Here is an 18,719-nt window from a genome sequence, read left to right as displayed (position 1 = left end):
AAGTTTAAAAGTAATGAAAATAAGTTTTCACCTTTATACTTTAGGCATTTAATATATTATTGTTGTATTACTTTACGTATTCGGCAACTTTCTCTTCCAGTCGTCTGGTAAACAGATCTTTCCCAACAACTTCACCTCTCTGATCGATAAGGTAGTTGGCAGGAACACGTTGTACATTCAACAAGCGGGCAGCGTAACCACTACCGGTTTTAGGATCACAAACATTAATCCAGTTCATCTTGTCTTCTTTAATGGCCTTTTTCCAAAGCTCTTCATCCTGATCAACCGAAATCTGGTAAATTCTTAAACCTTTGTTTTTATACTTGTCGTAGATTTTCTTTAAGGTTTGGTTTTGCTTGCGAGAATTGGCATCCTGGGAAGCCCAGAAACTTAGAATGATAAATTTCCCGTCTAAAGACGATAATGCCACCTCTTTGCCATTGGTATCAGGCAACTTAATTTCTGGAAAGTTTCTGCCTTTTTCCTTAATCATATTGGCAATGTTAAGGTTCGACATTCTTTTTTCCAATGTTTTATAGTTGGCCAAAATTGCTTTGGTGTATTCATGCTCAGGATAAAGCGCACGCATCGACGAAGCAACAATTTTCACGAACTGAATGTCCTTGTTTTCGTTCAGGGTAAAGGTTTTGTCATCGATTTTCTGGTACAAAGCCATATAACTTGCCAGCGATGTAGCATTTTGCATGATAAAATCGATAGAAAACTCTCTCTGCGCCTGAATGGCCTGTACATATTCAGCCACTAAATTTTGCGAAACAGTCGAGAAATCAGCATCCTTTTTCTTCTCTTCCAACTGCTTACGGATCTTGGCAATTTTCGCCTTAGTAACATTTAAAGTATCGTTAATTTGCTTTACAAGCTTCGAACCTTTCGATCCTTCAACAATATACTTTTTGTTCATGTTTTCGGCCTTGCTATATACCAGCATCTTATCGTTTTCTTCAGCCAAAAGGGTTAGCAATTTACCATTCGATAAACGCAACAAATAAAATTCAGGTTGAATCACATTTACATCAAATTCAAATCTACCTTCTTCATCAAGTGTAACAGAATCAATAGTTGTTGTATTGGCAACATGTAAATGGTCCAAATACAAAGTTTTGCCTTCTGCGTTATCAATTTTTCCTTCGATGCTAACATTTCCTTTTTGGCCACAAGCCCAAAATAAAACCAGTGGAAGTACAAATAATAGTTTTCTCATACGATGTCTCGATTGTGTTATTTAAACTGCTATTAAGCTAGGTTTCGCTATCAAAATGTTTAAAATCAAAAGCTTTGGAAGTATTGAACGATTTTACATCCATTTCCAAAGCCAAAGGGCTGCGAAACTTCAGGCGGAAATTTACTAATAATTTCCTGTATAATCATTATCGAGTCGTGCGAGATGTTATAGGAATCGATCTTGTTCGGGAATTTTTCATATTTTTGCTTTCGAATTAGAAGGGGGAAATATTCTGGCTGAGTTCGAAGAGGAGAAAGAGGAGAGAAAAAGAGTTTCGCCCATTACAAGAGCTATTACGGATGAAAATATATACGGATCTTAAAGATTTTTCTGCACTAAACCCTGTGGTTACCATTGGAACCTTCGATGGTGTTCATTTGGGACACCGAAAAGTAATTCGCCGATTACAGGAATTGGCACACAGGGTAAAAGGGGAAACCGTAATTTTTACATTCTATCCGCATCCGCGCCTGGTGCTAAACAAAGAGGACAATGGTCTTCGCCTGATTAACACCCTGGAAGAGAAAAAAGTACTACTCGAGGCGGCCGGTATCGATCACCTGGTAATTTACCCATTTACCAAAGAGTTTTCTCAGCTTTCCTATATCGAATTTGTTGAACAGATTTTGGTCAAGCAATTGGGTATGAAATACCTGGTGGTGGGTTACGATCACCGATTTGGCCACAATCGTGAAGGAAAATACGAAGATTTAAAAGTATTTGCCGATCAGTTGAACTTCAAAATTGAGCGACAAGATGTGCTCAATATGGATGCCATTAATGTGAGCTCTACCAAAATCCGTAAAGCCATTGGCGAAGGCGATATTAAAACCGCCAACAAGTATTTGGGCTACCGATTTTTTATCAAAGGCGATGTGGTCGATGGGAAAAAACTGGGCCACAAAATTGGCTTCCCAACAGCAAATATCGATCCGCAGGAAAGCTACAAACTTGTACCTAAAGATGGCGTGTATGCCGTAAAGGTAGATGTTGGCGACAAGCGTTACCTGGGCATGCTAAACATTGGTGTGCGCCCAACGGTAAACAATCAATTGGATAATCGATCAATAGAGGTGCACATACTCGATTTCGACCAGGACATTTACTACAAAAACATTACCATTCATTTTTACCAGAGAATTCGAAACGAGCAGTTTTTTGCCTCCCTTGATGAACTAAAGGCACAATTGGCAAAAGACAAGCAGGCTGTTCTGGATTTGCTCCAATAAAACTCCATTTCTATAATCAATTGTAAGTACAGTATGCCTCGTGCTCTGTATTGCTGTACCCTTTATTCTGTAGCCGAATCTCTGCTTCGGCAGGGTGCAAATTGTGCCATTTCCCCATCTTATTTTCTCATCACTTCCTCAATCTAAGACATTTTCAGCTTCAAGAAAGTGGTTGAAAATCAGTCTTGTCGATCACAGGCACTCACTTGTCGATGCTCAGGCTATGTTTGTCGATATCGCTTGCTTATAAAATCTTAACAGGCTTTATTTATTCTAGCTTACTGTTAAGCCCGACTCGTTTTGAATACTCTTCTTTCGGTTACAAATGCCGAATAAAACGCAATTCCTTACCAATGCAAATGTGATAGAGACTTTAAAAATAGAAAGTTTCAAATGCTTGCTGTAAGTCAAATTTCGGGAATTTCTCCTGCCATTATTAATCAAAAAAAATGCAGGATATTGCGTTGTTGGAGAAATGTGGGCGAACTTTTGTGCAGATTATTTCTATAGGGATATGTATGGAGTATCAACATCTCCTGGGTGGACAGCAGATGAAGATTATTACGCACCCGGCTTTTTAAAAGATGCGGTAAATGAGATACCTGATTTAACGATACAAGAGGTGTCTTATTGTTTGACAAACTCCGTTACGAGCCTTCCGAAATTAAGAGATAGACTAAAAACCTCCACTATTTATGATGATAAAATTGATGAAATATATAAGGATGACTATAATCTTCCTTCATGACAAGCGTGAAAGTAAGGTTATTTGTCGTAATATCTTATTGTTATTATTGATGACTTCCTTAGGTTCTTGTTTTTTATTTGAAATTGATCAAATAAAAGAAACTTACCAATATCAGGTTTTAATTCAAAATGGAACAAGAGACACTAATTTCTTTCAAATTTGTTATGACACCACTGAAATTGATATTAATGATTTTTTTAAGAATTATAAACTATTACCAGATTCGACTGTAAGCATAAGCGATGTAAGTTCCGAAGATATGAGTTACAACCCGATACAGTATTATTTAGAGAATTATAATAGGGAAGGATATATTGTGCATAATGGTGAAACTATTTTAAAGAAATGGTTTATAAGAGAAGGTGAAATTGGACACAGCCCTTATAATAAGGAATCCTGGGGAATAAACAGGACGACGGATCCAGATATTAGAGGTTATATAAAATTTACCATAGAGGAAGCTGATTTAGGGAGTCAATAAGTCGGAATTTTCAGGAGGTTGGCAGGCTGATTTAATTCGAATTATGAACAAAAAGCAAACAACATGAAGCTTGTGATAGGAATGCTAATATTTGCTCTATTTCTTTTCATGTTGAATTTTATATTCTACCATCTACAGCTATACACTTTTGATGCATACTCAATAGTTAATGCAATAATTGTTGGGGGAGTTGGAGCAGATATTATAAGAGTATTAAACAAGAAAAAATAGAAACAAGCTTTGTGAATTTTCTCTGTGTTCTCTTTAATTATTTTAAAGCATGTCTTAGTCATGAAAAAATTGCTTGTTTTACTAACTGTAGTATTGCTAAACTTACTATTTGCGATCTTGGGTTTCTATCTCAATATTTATGACGAGTTTATAGAAATAGCAGTTGTTTTTATATCCATAAGTTTAGGCAATATACTTTGTCCTTTTATTTATCAGATGGTGATGAAAGCAAAAAAGTGACAGGCTGCAATAACTTTTTCTGTAATTCTCTTTACCTACAAATTTTCTCATTGCTTTTTTTAAAGCATTTTTAGTGTCACAAAAGTTGTTGAAAATCAGCTTTGTCGATCACGGGTGCTCACTTGTCGATGCTCAGGCTATGTTTGTCGATATCGCTTGTTTATCAGGTATGAACATACTTTATTTAATCTTGAATTGTTAGTATGAGAGTTATTTGTCTATTGCTGTGTTTCCAGCTTTTGTTGCTAACCTCTTGTGGTTATTGGATAAATCCCAGGTATGTTAAGATGTCTAAAAGAACGAAGGAGAAATTTGCTTTGCCTGAATTGATGAGTAAAAAGGATTACTACGATAAAACCGAAGTAGCTTATAGTGTAAATTCAAATCAAGTAAAGGAACTGATATCTTCTTCAAAGCATAAAAAGGTTTTGCTGGTGTTTTTTGCACATTGGTGTATTCCATGTCATGAATCTATGCCTGACTTAAGGAGCTTTTATCTTCAAAAGCGAGATGAGATTGAAATTATTTTTATCTCTAGTGTGGATTGGTTGGAAGTCAATTCAGATCGAAAAATGTTGAACAAATATGATTTTGCCTCTCACCCAATGCTATCAATTAATATGGAACCGAGTTCATGAATTGGAATAGATTGGAAAGGTTTATCAATGATCTGATACCGAATTATTCAACTGAAATTTCTTTACCAACATATTTGCTTTTCGATAATGAAGGAAATGTACTTCGTATTCATAATTCGGCTTTTAAAGCAGATAAGTTTAAGTTAGAATGAAAGCAAGCAACATATGAAAAAAATAGTAAATGATATTCTCTTACCTCTTCTATCCATAAGCACCTTTACCATTCTTTTTCAGTGGAGCAGCAATGAAAGTCTGATGGAGTCCGTTGTAAATTCTACTATTATCACAGGAGTGGTTCTTTTTGTTCCCAGGCTTGGAGCCAGGCAAAGAAAGGAGTAATAATTAAAAGCAGGAGGGAGGTAAATTATGAGTTATTTTATTATAGCAATTGTATTTTTAGCCAACTATTTAATATGGAAATATCCATTAAACGATCAGCTTCAAAAAGTATTTCGGCTTCAAGCAGTTTGCAGAGTCCTTTTTGTAATTGCTATATCCTTGTGGCTACCCTATACAGTATCCTTATTAATCGTTCTCGATTACTTTCATTTTCCCATGACAGCTTTTAATTCTAGTGTTATCTTATGCATTTCAATACTATCGATCTCCATGTTTACAAATCTGAAAAAGGAATAAGAAGCAAGTCCTATTGTTCAGACTTATCAGTGTAGGCTAAAAAACAACCCCGAAGAAAATCCCCGGGGCCGTTCGTATTGAAATCAAATTATTAGTTGTTACTAGCTTCTATTTTTACATCTTCCTGGTGATTGGTTCCAGGTTCTTCTTTTTTTGCTTGCGGTGTTGGATTTCCTTCTCCAATTGGTTTGTCAGGAATTCTCATTCCGTAGAACGAACGATATACAAAGAACAATCCGATTAACAAGAATACACCACCAATGTAAGGAGCCATATTTGCTTCGCCTGTTTTGTCTGCATGAATAATCAACTCGATTGCAATTTCGGCTGCCAATAAGCCAAATAGGGTAGAGAACTTAATAATTGGGTTCAATGCTACCGACGAAGTGTCTTTGTAAGGATCACCAACTGTATCACCTACAATTGTAGCATCGTGAAGAGCTGTGTTTTTCTCTTTTAGATCTACTTCAACTACTTTCTTGGCATTGTCCCACGCACCACCTGCATTGGCCATATACATTGCCTGGAACAGTCCGAAAATGGCAATTGAAATTAGGTAAGCCACAAAGAAGTTCGGGCTAAAGAATGCAAATGCCAGGGTCAAACTCAGAATTACTGCAAAAATGTTCCACATACCCGACTGTGCATACTGGGTACAAATTTTTACCACATTCTTCGAGTCGTTAATATCAGCCTCAGCTTTATCGAGGTTAATGTTTTTCTTGATGTACTCTACTGCACGGTAAGCACCAGTTGTTACGGCTTGCATCGAAGCACCCGAGAACCAGTAAATTACAGCACCACCGGTAATCAGACCAAGAATTACCGAAGGATCGGTCAGTTCGATTTGCAGCAAGGATTCTCCCGTAGAAAGAATGGTTCCTTTTAGCAATAGAATGATGGCAAAAATCATGGTAGTTGCTCCAATTACCGCAGTACCAATTAATACTGGCTTAGCTGTTGCCTTAAAGGTGTTACCTGCCGAGTCGTTATCTTCCAGGTTGTGTTTTCCTGTTTCGAAGTTTGGTGCAAAACCAAAGTCTTTTTCAATTTCCTCGCTAATGTTAGGAATGCTCTCAATCTGCGATAATTCAAATACCGACTGAGCATTATCGGTTACCGGTCCGTAAGAGTCAACCGCAATGGTAACCGGCCCCATACCAAGGAAACCAAAGGCCACCAAACCGAATGCAAAAATACCAGGATACTCACCAAATACATCGATATCCTGAACCGTGTAGAATGCAACGGCCATTAATGCCATCATGACCATACCTTTCCAGAATGCCGAGAAATTACCTGCAACCATACCCGAAAGAATGGTAAGTGAAGCGCCACCTTCGCGAGAAGCACTTACTACTTCGCCTACATGGCGAGAATTCGAGCTTGTAAAGGCTTTTGTAAATTCAGGAATAATGGCAGCCGCCAAAGTACCACAGGAAATAATGGTAGAAAGTTTCCACCACAATCCGTTAGGAAGGTCGGAAATTAAGACATAACTCAAAGCATAGGTTACAACAATAGAGATGATTGAAGTAATCCATACCAATGCAGTTAAAGGAGCTTCGAAATCGAAACTATCTGCTTTGCTATATTTTGCCTTTGCAATTGCCTGGTTTACCAAATAGGCAAGAACCGAGGTGAAAATCATCAGAACACGCATGGCAAAAATCCAAACAATAAGAGTAGATGCGAACCCAACATTAGGAATCAGACCCGTTTCGCCAAACATTAAAATAATAAAGGTAATTAATGCAACACCTGTTACACCATAAGTTTCAAAACCATCGGCAGTTGGCCCAACGCTATCACCTGCGTTATCACCAGTACAGTCGGCAATTACACCAGGGTTTCTTGGATCATCTTCTCCAATTTTAAATACAATCTTCATTAAGTCGGCTCCAATATCAGCAATTTTAGTAAAGATACCACCGGCAATTCTTAAGGCAGAAGCACCAAGCGATTCTCCAATTGCAAAACCAACGAAACAAGCACCAGCACTTTCGCCAGGAATAAAAAGAAGGATGGCAATCATCATGATCAGCTCAACACAAATCAATAGTAAACCAACACTCATACCTGCTTGTAGCGGAATCGACATTACATCGAAAGGCTTTTTCTTTAATGCTGCAAATGAAGTTCTACTGTTTGCATAGGTATTAATTCTGATACCGAACCATGCAACACCATATGAACCTAAAATACCCAATACTGTCCATAACAGAATTAACATGGTTTTAGGAACTGAAACATGGGCAAGGCCAATAAAGTAGTAACCAATGGCAACGCCAATGATCACGAAAAGAATGATCAGGAATTTACCCTGCTGTAACAAGTAGGTTTTACAAGTTTCATAAATAATATTGGAAACTTTTGCCATCGATTTATGGGTAGGAAGCTTCTTGATTCTGTTGAATTGAACCATCCCAAACAATAAACCAAGGACAATAATGATAATTCCGTAGAGGAGCAAGTCCCAGCCATTCATGCCTCCGATTCCCTCAAAAACACTCTGTCTTAAATCAGGAACTACCAAATCGGCTTCGCTTGCGAAAGATGCGAACGGTGCAAATAATACCCCGAACACAAGTAGTAATAATGCTTTCTTCATAAGATTAAAAAATTAATTTGAATAGGTGAATTTCCTATCAAATTATGCATTATTGTTTACTGTGTCAAGGTTTTTTTTGAATAATATGTATTCAGAAAAACTTTCGTCGATTTGCTTTGTATCCTGATTTTGTTATATTTATGATGTCAAAATTAGTTCTGTTGCAAATGGGACTAATTTTTTTGTGCCTTTTACATACTGATTAGTTGTATATCCTAAGCATATTGCCAGATTTACTGGTTCTGTATGATTTTAATGGATGTTTGGCCACAGATTCATTAATTGGAAAGGCTCCATTCTGGATTAAAAATTCGCTTTCGCAAATCGGGCATACTGCAACACCTTCCCATGCATCCGGATCATCCGGATCGTTGAGTTCAACATGTTCATCGGCCTCAACATCGTGTGTGCAGGTGGCATCGTAAGCGTAATATTGGTCGTTGGCTCTGAATACAATAATACCATGGTTTCTGTACCCCACACTTTGTCCGTAAACATCGCTAAAGTAAAGCGCGGTATTATTGGTCAATTCATTGTGATAATCGAGATTTAAGCTCACATCGATTTTTCTGTAGGGAACAATATCGTTCACATCAACCGAATCGGAGCTGCACGAACAAATACTTAGGCACAATGAAAAGAAAACGAAAAAATATAGTAAATTTGATTTGTTGACTGACATAATTTATAGTTTGCATTATTAAACGCAGGAAAAGCCTGCTTAGTATTGCCAAAGTGTAAATCTAACAATTAAATATCAGAACTCTCATGGAAGACGGATGGGGAAATATAATTTACCTGATTATAGCAGCCATTGTAGGTATTTTTAGCTCTTTAAAAAAGAAGAAGAAACCAATTCCTATGTCGCCACCCGACGATGGAGAAGTGGCGGAGCAAACAGCTCCACAGCCTCCTAAGCAGGAAAGCGATTTCGAATCGGTATTCGAAGCTCTTTTAGGACAGCCTGCGCCACAGCCTTACCAGGAAGAAACCGAATGGGAAGAGGAAGAAGAGGAGATATTTGCAGAGAAAGAAACGGTTTTAGATTCGGTACCCGAACAAAAAAATCCGCTTGAAACGAGCATTGAGTATAACGAAGAGCGAAAAATTTCTTCTTTTGATGCCCTTAAGAAACTGTACAGCGATGAAGAGGATGAGGAAGAAGTAGAAAGAGAGGAGATTGACTGGCGTCAGGCAATAATTTACAAGGAAATTTTAGATAGAAAGTACAATTAGTTTAATTTTTTAGTACTTTTATAAGTCCCAGTTATAGGATAGAACAGGAGCATAAAATATAAATTTTGTATATTTGAATCTCTGAAGAGTTCCGAGTGTTCGGGATTCTTTTTGTTTTATAGGTCGTTTACGATCTGGGAATTCAGAAATCAAGAAAAAATAAATAGGAGGATATTATGTCTGGTTATTCATACGTAACAGCAGATGGTTTAAAAAAACTAAGAGAAGAATTGGAACAGCTTGAAACAATTGAGCGTCCAAAAATTTCAAAACAAATTGGAGAAGCAATCGACAAGGGGGATTTGTCGGAAAATGCTGAGTACGATGCTGCTAAAGAAGCTCAGGGACTGTTGGAAGCAAAAATTGCCCAGTTAAGAGGAGTAATTGCAAACAGTAGAGTAATTGATGAAACCAAAATCGATACTTCAAAAGTTCAGATGATGAATAAGGTGACCATTAAAAATCAGAAAAATGGTGCTGTTATGACTTACACTTTGGTATCGGAAAGTGAAGCAGATTTTAAGAAAGGAAAACTTTCAATCAACACCCCAATTGCAAAAGGTTTGATTGGTAAGGAAGTGGGTGATATTGTAGATATCCAGGTTCCTAACGGAATTATTCCTTTCGAAATTATCGAAATCTCTATCTAATAGAACAAAAAAGGAAACTTCGTAAAACAAGAATAAATGGCTTCAATTTTCACAAAAATAGTACAGGGCGAGATTCCTTGCCACAAAATTGCTGAAGACGATAAGTATTTTGCCTTTTTGGATATTAGTCCATTGGCTAAAGGTCATACTTTGGTGATTCCAAAACAGGAAGTGGATTACATTTTCGATTTGGAAGATGATGTATTGGCCGGTTTAAACCTTTTCGCAAAGAAAATTGCAAAAGCAATTGATAAAAGTGTGGAATGTAAAAGAGTTGGAGTTGCCGTTATTGGTTTGGAAGTTCCGCATACGCATATCCACCTGGTACCATTAAATCGTATTGGTGATTTGAATTTCGAAAGTCCGAAATTATCACCAAGTCAGGAAGAATTGGCAGAAGTTGCTGAGGCAATCCGTAAAAATTTGGAATAAGAGTATCTCATAGCATATATAACAAAGCCGCTTGATGAGCGGCTTTTTTTGTATCTGTATTTTACAAGAAATTTACTTTTTAATCCTGTTGGGATTGTTCTTTATAAAATCGGCCCATGAGCTGGATTTTTTTGCAGTGACCAATGCATTATCCTGGAAGAAATGGCAAAGTGCGATAGCAATAGCATCCGATTCATCGGGATTTTGAGGAAAATCTTTCATCTTAAAGTAGCGCTGAAGGATGACAGCCAACTGTTCTTTAGAAGCCGTTCCTGTACCCGTAATGGCCAGTTTAATTTTTCGCGGAGCATATTCGAAAATGGGAATATTTCTCTGTAATGCAGCGGCAATGGCAACTCCTTGTGCACGACCAAGTTTCAGCATCGACTGTATGTTCTTACCAAAAAACTGGGATTCAATGGCCAGTTCATCGGGATGATACTCATCGATTACCTGTAGGGTGCGCTGAAAGATCTTTTGAAGTTTGATGTAGGGATCGTCAATTTTCTTTAAGTCAAGCACGCCCGAAACCAAAATTTCCGGTTTTTTGTTTACCACTCTAATCAATCCGTATCCCATTAAATTGGTTCCCGGATCAATTCCCATAATAATTCTGTCGTTACTCAATTGAATTGGATTTTTGAATGAGTTTTTGCAGCACAATTCCTGCGATAATCAGGATCAATCCTGCCAGTGTACTAAGATAGATAGATTCTCCGAGAATCAGGTGAATAAAAATCAGCGAAACAAATGGGCTCAGGAAAACCAGGTGTCCAATTTTGTCGGTTGAGCTGCTTAATTTCATCGCTTTAAGCCAAAGTACATATGCAATTCCACATTCAACAATTCCAATATAAATTCCTGCCAGGAAAGATTTGGAATCTGGAAGGGTAAATTTCGAAAACAGGGCAATGGTAATGGCAATGTATATAAATCCAAAAATGAAATTCAGAAACAGTTTTGCCACTTCCTTTCTCTTGTCTTTTACATTATAAATCCAGTACAAGGCCCAGAAAATGGAACTACCTATGGCCAATACAACCCCAAATGGATTGGGTGTTTCGATAGAAGCAAGAGAACCCTTGTTGGCAATCACAATTACGCCGCAAAAACTAAGCAGGATGCAAAGAATGCTTCTAAGGCCAATTTTCTGTTTTAAAAGCGGAATAGAAAGCAATACCAGTGTAATGGGCCAAATGTAATTCAGGCTCATGGCAAATTGGGCCGGCAAAATGGCATAGGCTTTCAGTAGTACCAAATAGTACAGGAATGGGTTCAGAAATCCTAATATTGCAGAACTAAGGTAATGCTTCCTGCTCACCGAAAAACTTTGTGTGAATTGCTTTTTCAGGATTAGGATCACCGAAAGAAAAAGCAGTGCGGTTCCCGATGAGATCAATAACAAGTGCAAAAAGTCCATGCCATTTAGCGCAATTTTAAATGCTGTTGCCACGGTAGACCAGCATAAAATTGCCAATAAAGCGTATGTGTATGCTCTTGTTTGCTTTGTCAATGAAACGGCTTTAAACTTCCTGTAAAAGTGATGAAAAGCTGATAACCTGGTTTTGGAACCTTGCACCAAAAACTGCCTTGGTTCTAGGCTCAAAACTATTGATGTACTTTTCAAGTTGCTCAGGAGTATTGAATAAAAGTTGTAAAGAATAAGTTAAGCCTCCATCTTCCTGTGCAACCATCACCTTACAGAAATAACTCTTCGAAAAAGTTCCTGTTTCCTTTAAAAGTGGAATAAATTTGATCTTCATCCATTCAACAAATTCTTTTTCCAGTTCCTGATCGAATAAATAGCTTGTATTGTATAATAACATAGTCTTACGTTTTTTAAGTGGGGCAAAAGTATGAAAATCCACAGATGTCGCAAACTCATAAAAGTAGTTCAGCTTTTATATTCTTGCTTACCCATTTAAAGTTATGAATATTGACGTGGATTCATATCATTTTCGCTTGTGATTTTCAATCAATTACTGACGCAGTGCATTCAGTTTTTGCCTTGCTTCAACCGAAAAAATACTGTCTGGATAATCTGTTATTATCGATTTGTAACAGTCCATGGCAGCACTTGCATTTTGCATTTTTTCCAATAATTCACCTTTTTTGAATAAGGCTTTATCGGCTAGCGAATCCCAGGGGTGATCGTTAATGATCTTTTCAAGGTTTTCCAAAGCTTTTTCCAGTTGATTTTGCTGATAGTATATCTCATACTTTTTCAGGTACACTTCGTCAATTAAGCTGTGTGCTGGTTGATTTCTAATCAGTTCATCCAATTTATTGAGTGCTGCTTCTTCCTTTTTTTGGTAGAGCAGGAAATCTGCTTCAGCATAGGTTTTCATTGCTGTATAGCTCGTATCCAGGGTTGTATTGTCGTTAATTAATTGAGAAAGGGCAATGGCATCGTTGGCAATTAATTTCGATGTACTTCCTTTTAAAGCATCCAGCTGAGCTTTAGCCCATTTTAATTCGCCCATATAATAAGAAACCTTTGCTTTTTTAAATTTTGCTTCGAAACCAATGGTATTGTTTTTATTCGCTTTTTCCAATTGAGAATAGAGCAGAATGGCATCCCATTTTTCATCGGCAAACAATTTAATATCGGCTAGCTCCATTTTAATTTCCGACTTGTATTGCGGATGAATACTGCGAACTTTTAGCACAGCTTCCAGCTTTTCGATGGCCTTGTCGCTTTGATTTAAATAAGCCGATAAGATATGCGAATATCGCACAATAGCCTTGCTGGTTTGCCCAATGTTTTTCTCCTTGTTTAGGAATGAATCGTAGTCAGTGGCCAGTTTTTGCCAATCTTCCTGCTTGGCAGTTTTGCTTTCTTGTAACTGCAAATAATTGGTTTCCAAAAGCTCAATTTTCGCTCTTAGAAAGTTGGAAACTTCCGGACCTTTATCAATCACCAGCTGAAAGGCTTCAATAGCTGTTTCGAAATCTTTATTGGTTCTGGCGGTGAATCCCAATGTCATCAATCTGAAACCATCTTCTTTTTTAATCAAATCGATTGATCTGGCCTGCGCTAATGCCGGCTGAAACTGCTTTTTCTGCATAAAATACCACTGCAACAATTCCTTTAAGGCAAAATTGTCGGGTTCGGTACGCATTTTATTCAGGAGCTGATTTCGAATTATGGGGTCGAGGCTTGAATCGATATCTTGATTTAATGCTGATTGCAGACGGTTTTGAACCGTGCTTACTTTTGTGGGATCGATAGAAACTGCAATCAGGAATTCGGCAAGCATTTTCTCAAAATCTCTCTGGTAGAGATAAATATTACCCAATTCGAGATGATAAAGATGAGGCTGTTGTAATAGTTCGCGGCCTTTTTGATACACCTTGGCAGCAAAATCGTATTCGCGCTTTGCGATAAAGGCGTTGGCAGCATTGTTAATATCTACCTTAATGGGTTTTAATTTTTCAATTGCTTTGTTGAATTGAAGGACTGCTTGTTCCTCTTGGTTCCACTTTTTATACACATATCCCAGGCTGATTAGAAAACTATTGTCATTCGGATTTTTTCGAATCTGCTTCTTTACAAAACTTTCTGCGTCTTTAAACTCTTCAAGCGCCAGCAAACAATCGATATAATAATTGTAATAGGTTTTTGATTTTGTAACATCATACAAATCATAAAAAAGAGTAGAAGCAGGTTTGTATTCTTTATCACGAAAATATTTAAAGGCCAATGAACTTCCCGATTGAATGTTCAATTGTCCGAAAACAGAAAGCGTTCCGGATATCAGAGAAATCAGTAATAAGCTTGTAAGTATCTTTTTCAAAATGTAATATTTAAGGATTCGCCACCATAAAAATAAAAAAAAGCCCGACTTTAATGTTCGGGCTTTGACAAATATTTTGAATATTGATTTAATCGATCATATCGAATCCTGTGTATGGAACCAATGCTTTTGGAATTTTGATTCCTTCCGGGGTTTGATGATTTTCCAATAAAGCAGCAACGATTCTTGGCAATGCCAATGCACTACCATTTAAGGTGTGAGCCAATTGAGGCTTCTTCATATCCTTGTCTTTGAATCTAAGTTTTAGGCGGTTTGCCTGGTACGATTCAAAGTTGGAAACAGAACTTACCTCTAACCACTTGTCTTGGGCTGCAGAGTACACTTCAAAATCAAAAGTTAAAGCAGCTGTAAAACTTGTATCGCCACCACATAAACGCAATAGACGGTACGGCAATTCAAGCTTCTGAATAATTCCTTCAACATGCTTCACCATTTCATCAAGCGTTTCATATGATTTTTCAGGGTGCTGCAATTGTACAATCTCTACCTTATCGAATTGGTGTAGGCGGTTCAAACCTCTTACATCTTTACCGTACGATCCTGCTTCTCTTCTGAAACAAGCCGAATAAGCGGTATTCTTAACTGGGAATTCTTCTCCCTTAAGAATTACATCGCGGTAAATATTGGTTACCGGAACCTCGGCTGTTGGAATCAAATACAAGTTGTCTTCCGTTACATGATACATTTGCCCTTCCTTATCAGGCAACTGACCTGTACCATAACCAGAATCTTCGTTCACCACCAATGGAGGAATAACTTCTTCGTAACCCGCTTTGCGGTTTTCATCAAGGAAGAAATTGATTAATGCTCTCTGAAGAATTGCTCCCTTTCCACGATACAATGGGAAACCTGCGCCAGTAATTTTCACCCCTAAATCGAAATCGATCAGATTGTATTTTTTTGCCAATTCCCAGTGTGGAACTGAACCTGGAGCCAAAGCTGGAGCTTCACCAACAGTTTTTTCAATCACATTATCCTCTTCGCCTTTACCTGCAGGAACCGATGAGTGAGGAATGTTAGGAATTTGCAAAAGCAAATCGTTTAATTCTTCAACAATGGAACTTTGCTTCGAACTCAATTCTGCAATGGCGTTTTTCAACTCACCTGTTTTTGCTTTTGCAGCATTGGCTTCTTCAGCCTTTCCACTTTTAAAAAGCATACCAATCTCTTTCGATAAACTGTTCATTTCAGCCTGCATAGCATCTTGTTCAGCTTGGGTAGCTTTTCTATTCTCATCAAGACCAATAATTTTTCCGATGATTTCTTTGGCATCAAAATTTTTGATCTCTAAAGCCTTAATGGCTTCTTCCTGGTTTTCCTGTAAATATTTTAGGCTTAGCATCTATTTTCTTTTGTTGATGATTATTCCCTGATTTTTATGAAAGTGTAAAAATAAAAAAATCTCCTGTCTTTATACCTTGATAAAGCAGGAGATTTAAATATTTTAATACTGAATTAACTATTCAGCAAGAGGTTCAATAGAAACGTAAGATTTGTTGTCTCTTTTCTTTCTGAAAACAACAGTTCCATCAACAAGTGCAAATAGAGTGTGATCTTTACCACAACCTACGTTTTCACCTGCGTTATGCTTAGTTCCTCTTTGGCGTACTAGAATATTTCCAGCTTGTGCAAATTGTCCGCCGTAAATTTTAACTCCTAATCGTTTACTTTCCGATTCTCTACCGTTCTTCGAGCTACCAACTCCTTTTTTATGTGCCATTTTGTAATATTTTTAAGGATTAAGCTACAATTTCTTCAATTTGAATTTGTGAAAGGTACTGACGGTGACCGTTCAGTTTTTTGTATCCTTTTCTTCTTTTCTTTTTGAATACTTTAACCTTATCACCTTTCATGTGTGATAAAACTTTTGCAGTTACTTTTGCGCCTTCAACAGCAGGAGCACCAACTACAACTTCACCTTCATTATCAACTAAAAGAACTTTAGCGAACTCAACTTGTCCACCTTCTTCAGCTTCTAATCTGTGAACGAAAATCTTCTGGTCTTTTTCAACTTTAAATTGCTGACCCGCGATTTCTACAATTGCGTACATTTTAATACAATTTTACGGTTTGTTCCAGGGGGTGGGCAACCTGCTAATCAAGTTATTCCTCTTGGTGAACCCCCGAAGAAATTTATTTTTCGGATTGCAAAAATAGAAAAGAATAATTGATAAACAAAGTTTTAAGGATAGAAATGAAGGATTTTCTCCACTTTTTTCATTTGTAATTTCCTATGTTACAAAATCCAAGATGATTTACCTGCAAATGTAGAAACTTTCCCGATTCATGTTTGGATTATGTAGGCTAATAATTGTATCTTCATATAATACATTTGCAAATCCGACTTCATGTAACTGATAAAAGGGGTTTGTGAAGTGGACGAACTGAATGCGAATAAATAAAAATGTCTTGATTTCCTTTATTTTTAATAAGCTTCAAAACAATTATTATATTTGCTACACGAAAGATGGAAATTTGTAGAAACCTATGGGTAAAATAAAACTAAACGTTCTTGGATTGTCATATAGTCAGACACAAACCGGTGCGTATGCATTGGTATTGTCCGAAGAAGATGGCGATAGACGGATTCCCATTATTATTGGTGGAGTTGAGGCTCAATCGATAGCCATACAATTGGAAGAGTTGGATCCGCCAAGACCTTTAACTCACGACTTATTTAAAAGTTTTGCTGAGGCTTTTGCGGTGAATGTAATCGAGGTAAATATATATCGTTTGGAAGAAGGAATCTTCTACTCCGAATTGATTTGTGAGAAAGGTGCAAACAGAATTCGAATCGATTCGAGAACTTCGGATGCTGTGGCCATTGCCCTGCGATTTAAATGCCCAATTTACACGACCGATGAAATTATTGATAAGGCTGGTATTGTTTTATCAATAGAAGGCGAGCCTCAGGAGCCTACTATTACTGCTCCAACGGCAGATTACGGTGCGACTGAATCCAGTTCGAGCAGTCAGTTTAGCGATTATTCAATCGCACAATTACAAGGAATGCTAGATGATGCCATTCGCGATGAGGATTATGAGAAAGCTTCTTTAATTCGAGACGAACTGGACAAAAGAGGAGAATAATTAAAAGATAAAATAAGAACAGAGGCAGGTAAGTTACCTGCCTTTTTTTATTCACCCATTTTAGGTTTTAGCTTGTCTTTAGGGTAGATTCATATTTGTGATAAGAATCATGAAAAAACTTGATTCTCAAATCATAAAAAACTGAATAAAAAGCTAAATTTAAGGCTCTACAACAAACCCTAAATAACCCTATGAAGCTAAAAGAAAAACTAAAAAATCTTGGACCGGGAATACTAGTAACCGCTGCATTTATTGGTCCGGGAACCATCACAACCTGTACCTTAACCGGTGCCGGATTCGGATATGCCCTACTCTGGGGACTTGTTTTCAGTGTGCTGGCAACCATTGTGCTTCAAGAGATGACAGCCCGTTTAGGAATCATAGGTCAGAAAGGTTTGGGAGAGGCATTGCGCCATCAGTTTCGAAATCCGTTTTTAAAATTAATGGCTATAGTACTTGTACTTTCAGCCATCCTAATTGGAAATGCGGCATATGAAACAGGAAACATTCTTGGTGCTTCACTGGGAATGATAGAAGTTACCGGAATTTCAACTGTCGACCTGGGTGGGGGTGAGATTCAGATCTGGGGACCAGTAATTGGCCTTATTGCCTTCGCTCTTCTGGTAATGGGCAGTTATAAAAGCCTGGAGCGTATTCTTATTGCTTTGGTATTGCTGATGAGTATTTCTTTTATTTCTACCATGATTATTATTGGCCCAGACTTATTACCCATTCTAAAAGGAATGTTTGTTCCATCCTTACCAGCCGAAAGTGTATACATGTTAATTGGTTTGATTGGAACAACAGTGGTTCCCTATAACTTGTTCTTGCATGCTTCGGTGGTTCGGGAAAAGTGGTCGAAAAAAGAAGACCTTTCTACCGCCCGAACGGACTTGTTTTTTTCTGTGATTTTGGGTGGTGTCATATCCATGTCGATTGTGATTACATCTGCGGCAGCATTTTTTGGTACAGGAGCTGAAATAAAAGGAGCCAGCGATTTGGCTTCTCAGCTTAAACCTTTGCTGGGCGATTGGGCAGGAATTATTATGTCGGTAGGTTTGTTTGCTGCCGGAATTTCATCGGCCATTACAGCACCTCTTGCAGCAGCTTATGCCACAGCAGGAATCCTGGGCTGGAAAGTAGATCTGAAATCCTTTAAATTCAAAGCCGTTTGGATGCTCATTTTGTTGATCGGCATTGTGTTTTCAGCCATTGGTTTTAGCCCGATAAAGGCTATTGTATTTGCACAAATTGCCAATGGAATTTTACTGCCGGTAATCGCCATATATCTTTTACTTATTATGAATAGCAAAAAGGTGTTGGGAGAGCACAGAAACAAAATCGTTCAAAATATTATTGGAGCCATCGTGGTTTGTATCATGATAGGTTTAGGCATAAAGAGTATTCTGCATGTTGCAGGTGTATTTTAATTCAAA

The 18,719-nt window shown here is 37.6% G+C and carries 19 protein-coding genes; 9 read left to right on the top strand and 10 right to left on the bottom strand.

The genetic code is table 11. The annotated features are described in order from the left end of the window. Positions 1 to 67: 67 nt before the first annotated feature. A complete protein-coding gene (locus ELS83_RS03360; RefSeq protein WP_171594113.1) occupies positions 68 to 1,222 on the bottom strand; it encodes a TlpA disulfide reductase family protein in 1,155 nt (384 codons plus the stop codon). Between the two features lie 320 nt (positions 1,223 to 1,542). On the opposite strand from ELS83_RS03360, the gene ELS83_RS03355 reads away from it, so the two are divergent. From ELS83_RS03355 to ELS83_RS03340, 4 genes are all read left to right on the top strand, one after another. Next, complete coding sequence (locus ELS83_RS03355) at positions 1,543 to 2,472, top strand: bifunctional riboflavin kinase/FAD synthetase (protein WP_171594112.1); 930 nt, start codon at positions 1,543 to 1,545, stop codon at positions 2,470 to 2,472. A 725-nt stretch (positions 2,473 to 3,197) separates the two neighbouring features. After that, positions 3,198 to 3,701 (top strand): hypothetical protein, encoded by a 504-nt coding sequence (locus ELS83_RS03350; protein ID WP_171594111.1) that lies wholly within the window; start codon positions 3,198 to 3,200, stop codon positions 3,699 to 3,701. Positions 3,702 to 4,459: 758 nt separating this feature from the next. Then, a complete protein-coding gene (locus ELS83_RS03345) occupies positions 4,460 to 4,810 on the top strand; it encodes a TlpA family protein disulfide reductase (RefSeq protein ID WP_171594110.1) in 351 nt (116 codons plus the stop codon). Between the two features lie 165 nt (positions 4,811 to 4,975). After that, a complete protein-coding gene (locus ELS83_RS03340; RefSeq protein WP_171594109.1) occupies positions 4,976 to 5,149 on the top strand; it encodes a hypothetical protein in 174 nt (57 codons plus the stop codon). 388 nt (positions 5,150 to 5,537) lie between these two features. On the opposite strand, the gene ELS83_RS03335 is transcribed toward ELS83_RS03340, so the two are convergent. After that, on the bottom strand, positions 5,538 to 8,057 hold the full coding sequence (locus tag ELS83_RS03335) for a sodium-translocating pyrophosphatase (RefSeq protein ID WP_171594108.1): 2,520 nt from the start codon (positions 8,055 to 8,057) through the stop codon (positions 5,538 to 5,540). A 202-nt stretch (positions 8,058 to 8,259) separates the two neighbouring features. After that, positions 8,260 to 8,739 carry a Rieske (2Fe-2S) protein gene (locus ELS83_RS03330; RefSeq protein WP_171594107.1) on the bottom strand — a complete coding sequence of 160 codons (480 nt, stop codon included), beginning with the start codon at positions 8,737 to 8,739 and terminating at the stop codon, positions 8,260 to 8,262. Between the two features lie 86 nt (positions 8,740 to 8,825). Here ELS83_RS03330 and ELS83_RS03325 point away from each other — a divergent pair, with 86 nt between their 5' ends. From ELS83_RS03325 to ELS83_RS03315, 3 genes are all read left to right on the top strand, one after another. Further along, positions 8,826 to 9,293, top strand: a complete 468-nt coding sequence (locus ELS83_RS03325) for a hypothetical protein (protein WP_171594106.1) — start codon at positions 8,826 to 8,828, stop codon at positions 9,291 to 9,293. A 176-nt stretch (positions 9,294 to 9,469) separates the two neighbouring features. Beyond that, entirely contained in the window at positions 9,470 to 9,943 is a 474-nt protein-coding gene (gene greA, locus ELS83_RS03320; RefSeq protein ID WP_171594105.1) for a transcription elongation factor GreA, read from the top strand. 36 nt (positions 9,944 to 9,979) lie between these two features. After that, the gene (locus ELS83_RS03315; RefSeq protein ID WP_171594104.1) at positions 9,980 to 10,375 is read left to right on the top strand and encodes an HIT family protein; all 396 of its coding nucleotides are present in this window, start codon (positions 9,980 to 9,982) and stop codon (positions 10,373 to 10,375) included. Positions 10,376 to 10,447: 72 nt separating this feature from the next. Here ELS83_RS03315 and ruvC read toward each other — a convergent pair whose 3' ends face one another. The 7 genes from ruvC to rplU all read right to left on the bottom strand — a co-directional run bounded on the left by ruvC (position 10,448) and on the right by rplU (position 16,244). Next, on the bottom strand, positions 10,448 to 11,002 hold the full coding sequence (ruvC, locus tag ELS83_RS03310; protein ID WP_171594103.1) for a crossover junction endodeoxyribonuclease RuvC: 555 nt from the start codon (positions 11,000 to 11,002) through the stop codon (positions 10,448 to 10,450). After that, on the bottom strand, positions 10,995 to 11,888 hold the full coding sequence (locus tag ELS83_RS03305; protein WP_216616342.1) for a DMT family transporter: 894 nt from the start codon (positions 11,886 to 11,888) through the stop codon (positions 10,995 to 10,997). The genes ruvC and ELS83_RS03305 overlap by 8 nt, the downstream gene beginning before the upstream one ends. A 10-nt stretch (positions 11,889 to 11,898) precedes the next feature. Further along, a complete protein-coding gene (locus ELS83_RS03300; protein WP_171594102.1) occupies positions 11,899 to 12,201 on the bottom strand; it encodes a DUF4286 family protein in 303 nt (100 codons plus the stop codon). Between the two features lie 153 nt (positions 12,202 to 12,354). Further along, entirely contained in the window at positions 12,355 to 14,172 is a 1,818-nt protein-coding gene (locus tag ELS83_RS03295; protein ID WP_171594101.1) for a tetratricopeptide repeat protein, read from the bottom strand. An 88-nt stretch (positions 14,173 to 14,260) separates the two neighbouring features. Further along, positions 14,261 to 15,535 (bottom strand): serine--tRNA ligase, encoded by a 1,275-nt coding sequence (serS, locus tag ELS83_RS03290; RefSeq protein ID WP_171594100.1) that lies wholly within the window; start codon positions 15,533 to 15,535, stop codon positions 14,261 to 14,263. A 117-nt stretch (positions 15,536 to 15,652) separates the two neighbouring features. Further along, the gene (gene rpmA / locus ELS83_RS03285; RefSeq protein ID WP_054716802.1) at positions 15,653 to 15,913 is read right to left on the bottom strand and encodes a 50S ribosomal protein L27; all 261 of its coding nucleotides are present in this window, start codon (positions 15,911 to 15,913) and stop codon (positions 15,653 to 15,655) included. A gap of 19 nt (positions 15,914 to 15,932) precedes the next feature. Next, positions 15,933 to 16,244, bottom strand: a complete 312-nt coding sequence (gene rplU, locus ELS83_RS03280) for a 50S ribosomal protein L21 (RefSeq protein ID WP_171594099.1) — start codon at positions 16,242 to 16,244, stop codon at positions 15,933 to 15,935. 436 nt (positions 16,245 to 16,680) lie between these two features. Here rplU and ELS83_RS03275 point away from each other — a divergent pair, with 436 nt between their 5' ends. Both ELS83_RS03275 and ELS83_RS03270 read left to right on the top strand, forming a co-directional pair. Next, on the top strand, positions 16,681 to 17,283 hold the full coding sequence (locus tag ELS83_RS03275) for a bifunctional nuclease family protein (protein WP_171594098.1): 603 nt from the start codon (positions 16,681 to 16,683) through the stop codon (positions 17,281 to 17,283). A 191-nt stretch (positions 17,284 to 17,474) separates the two neighbouring features. Further along, positions 17,475 to 18,713, top strand: a complete 1,239-nt coding sequence (locus tag ELS83_RS03270; protein WP_171594097.1) for an Nramp family divalent metal transporter — start codon at positions 17,475 to 17,477, stop codon at positions 18,711 to 18,713. Positions 18,714 to 18,719: the final 6 nt, after the last annotated feature.

Source organism: Marinifilum caeruleilacunae, assembly GCF_013141825.1.
In the GTDB taxonomy this organism is placed as follows: domain Bacteria; phylum Bacteroidota; class Bacteroidia; order Bacteroidales; family Marinifilaceae; genus Marinifilum; species Marinifilum caeruleilacunae.
The sequence above is the reverse complement of the archived record's forward strand: the minus strand, read 5'-3'. Positions and strand labels throughout refer to the sequence as shown.

Bases quoted from the DNA above. Each gene is read 5' to 3' on its own strand.
- ELS83_RS03350 (WP_171594111.1), top strand. From the start codon at position 3,198: ATGACTATAATCTTCCTTCATGACAAGCGTGAAAGTAAGGTTATTTGT.
- rplU (WP_171594099.1), bottom strand. From the start codon at position 16,244: ATGTACGCAATTGTAGAAATCGCGGGTCAGCAATTTAAAGTTGAAAAA.
- ELS83_RS03275 (WP_171594098.1), top strand. From the start codon at position 16,681: ATGGGTAAAATAAAACTAAACGTTCTTGGATTGTCATATAGTCAGACA.
- ELS83_RS03355 (WP_171594112.1), top strand. From the start codon at position 1,543: ATGAAAATATATACGGATCTTAAAGATTTTTCTGCACTAAACCCTGTG.
- rpmA (WP_054716802.1), bottom strand. From the start codon at position 15,913: ATGGCACATAAAAAAGGAGTTGGTAGCTCGAAGAACGGTAGAGAATCG.
- ELS83_RS03330 (WP_171594107.1), bottom strand. From the start codon at position 8,739: ATGTCAGTCAACAAATCAAATTTACTATATTTTTTCGTTTTCTTTTCA.
- greA (WP_171594105.1), top strand. From the start codon at position 9,470: ATGTCTGGTTATTCATACGTAACAGCAGATGGTTTAAAAAAACTAAGA.
- serS (WP_171594100.1), bottom strand. From the start codon at position 15,535: ATGCTAAGCCTAAAATATTTACAGGAAAACCAGGAAGAAGCCATTAAG.
- ELS83_RS03325 (WP_171594106.1), top strand. From the start codon at position 8,826: ATGGAAGACGGATGGGGAAATATAATTTACCTGATTATAGCAGCCATT.
- ELS83_RS03335 (WP_171594108.1), bottom strand. From the start codon at position 8,057: ATGAAGAAAGCATTATTACTACTTGTGTTCGGGGTATTATTTGCACCG.
- ELS83_RS03270 (WP_171594097.1), top strand. From the start codon at position 17,475: ATGAAGCTAAAAGAAAAACTAAAAAATCTTGGACCGGGAATACTAGTA.
- ELS83_RS03315 (WP_171594104.1), top strand. From the start codon at position 9,980: ATGGCTTCAATTTTCACAAAAATAGTACAGGGCGAGATTCCTTGCCAC.
- ELS83_RS03340 (WP_171594109.1), top strand. From the start codon at position 4,976: ATGAAAAAAATAGTAAATGATATTCTCTTACCTCTTCTATCCATAAGC.
- ELS83_RS03300 (WP_171594102.1), bottom strand. From the start codon at position 12,201: ATGTTATTATACAATACAAGCTATTTATTCGATCAGGAACTGGAAAAA.
- ELS83_RS03345 (WP_171594110.1), top strand. From the start codon at position 4,460: ATGTCTAAAAGAACGAAGGAGAAATTTGCTTTGCCTGAATTGATGAGT.
- ELS83_RS03360 (WP_171594113.1), bottom strand. From the start codon at position 1,222: ATGAGAAAACTATTATTTGTACTTCCACTGGTTTTATTTTGGGCTTGT.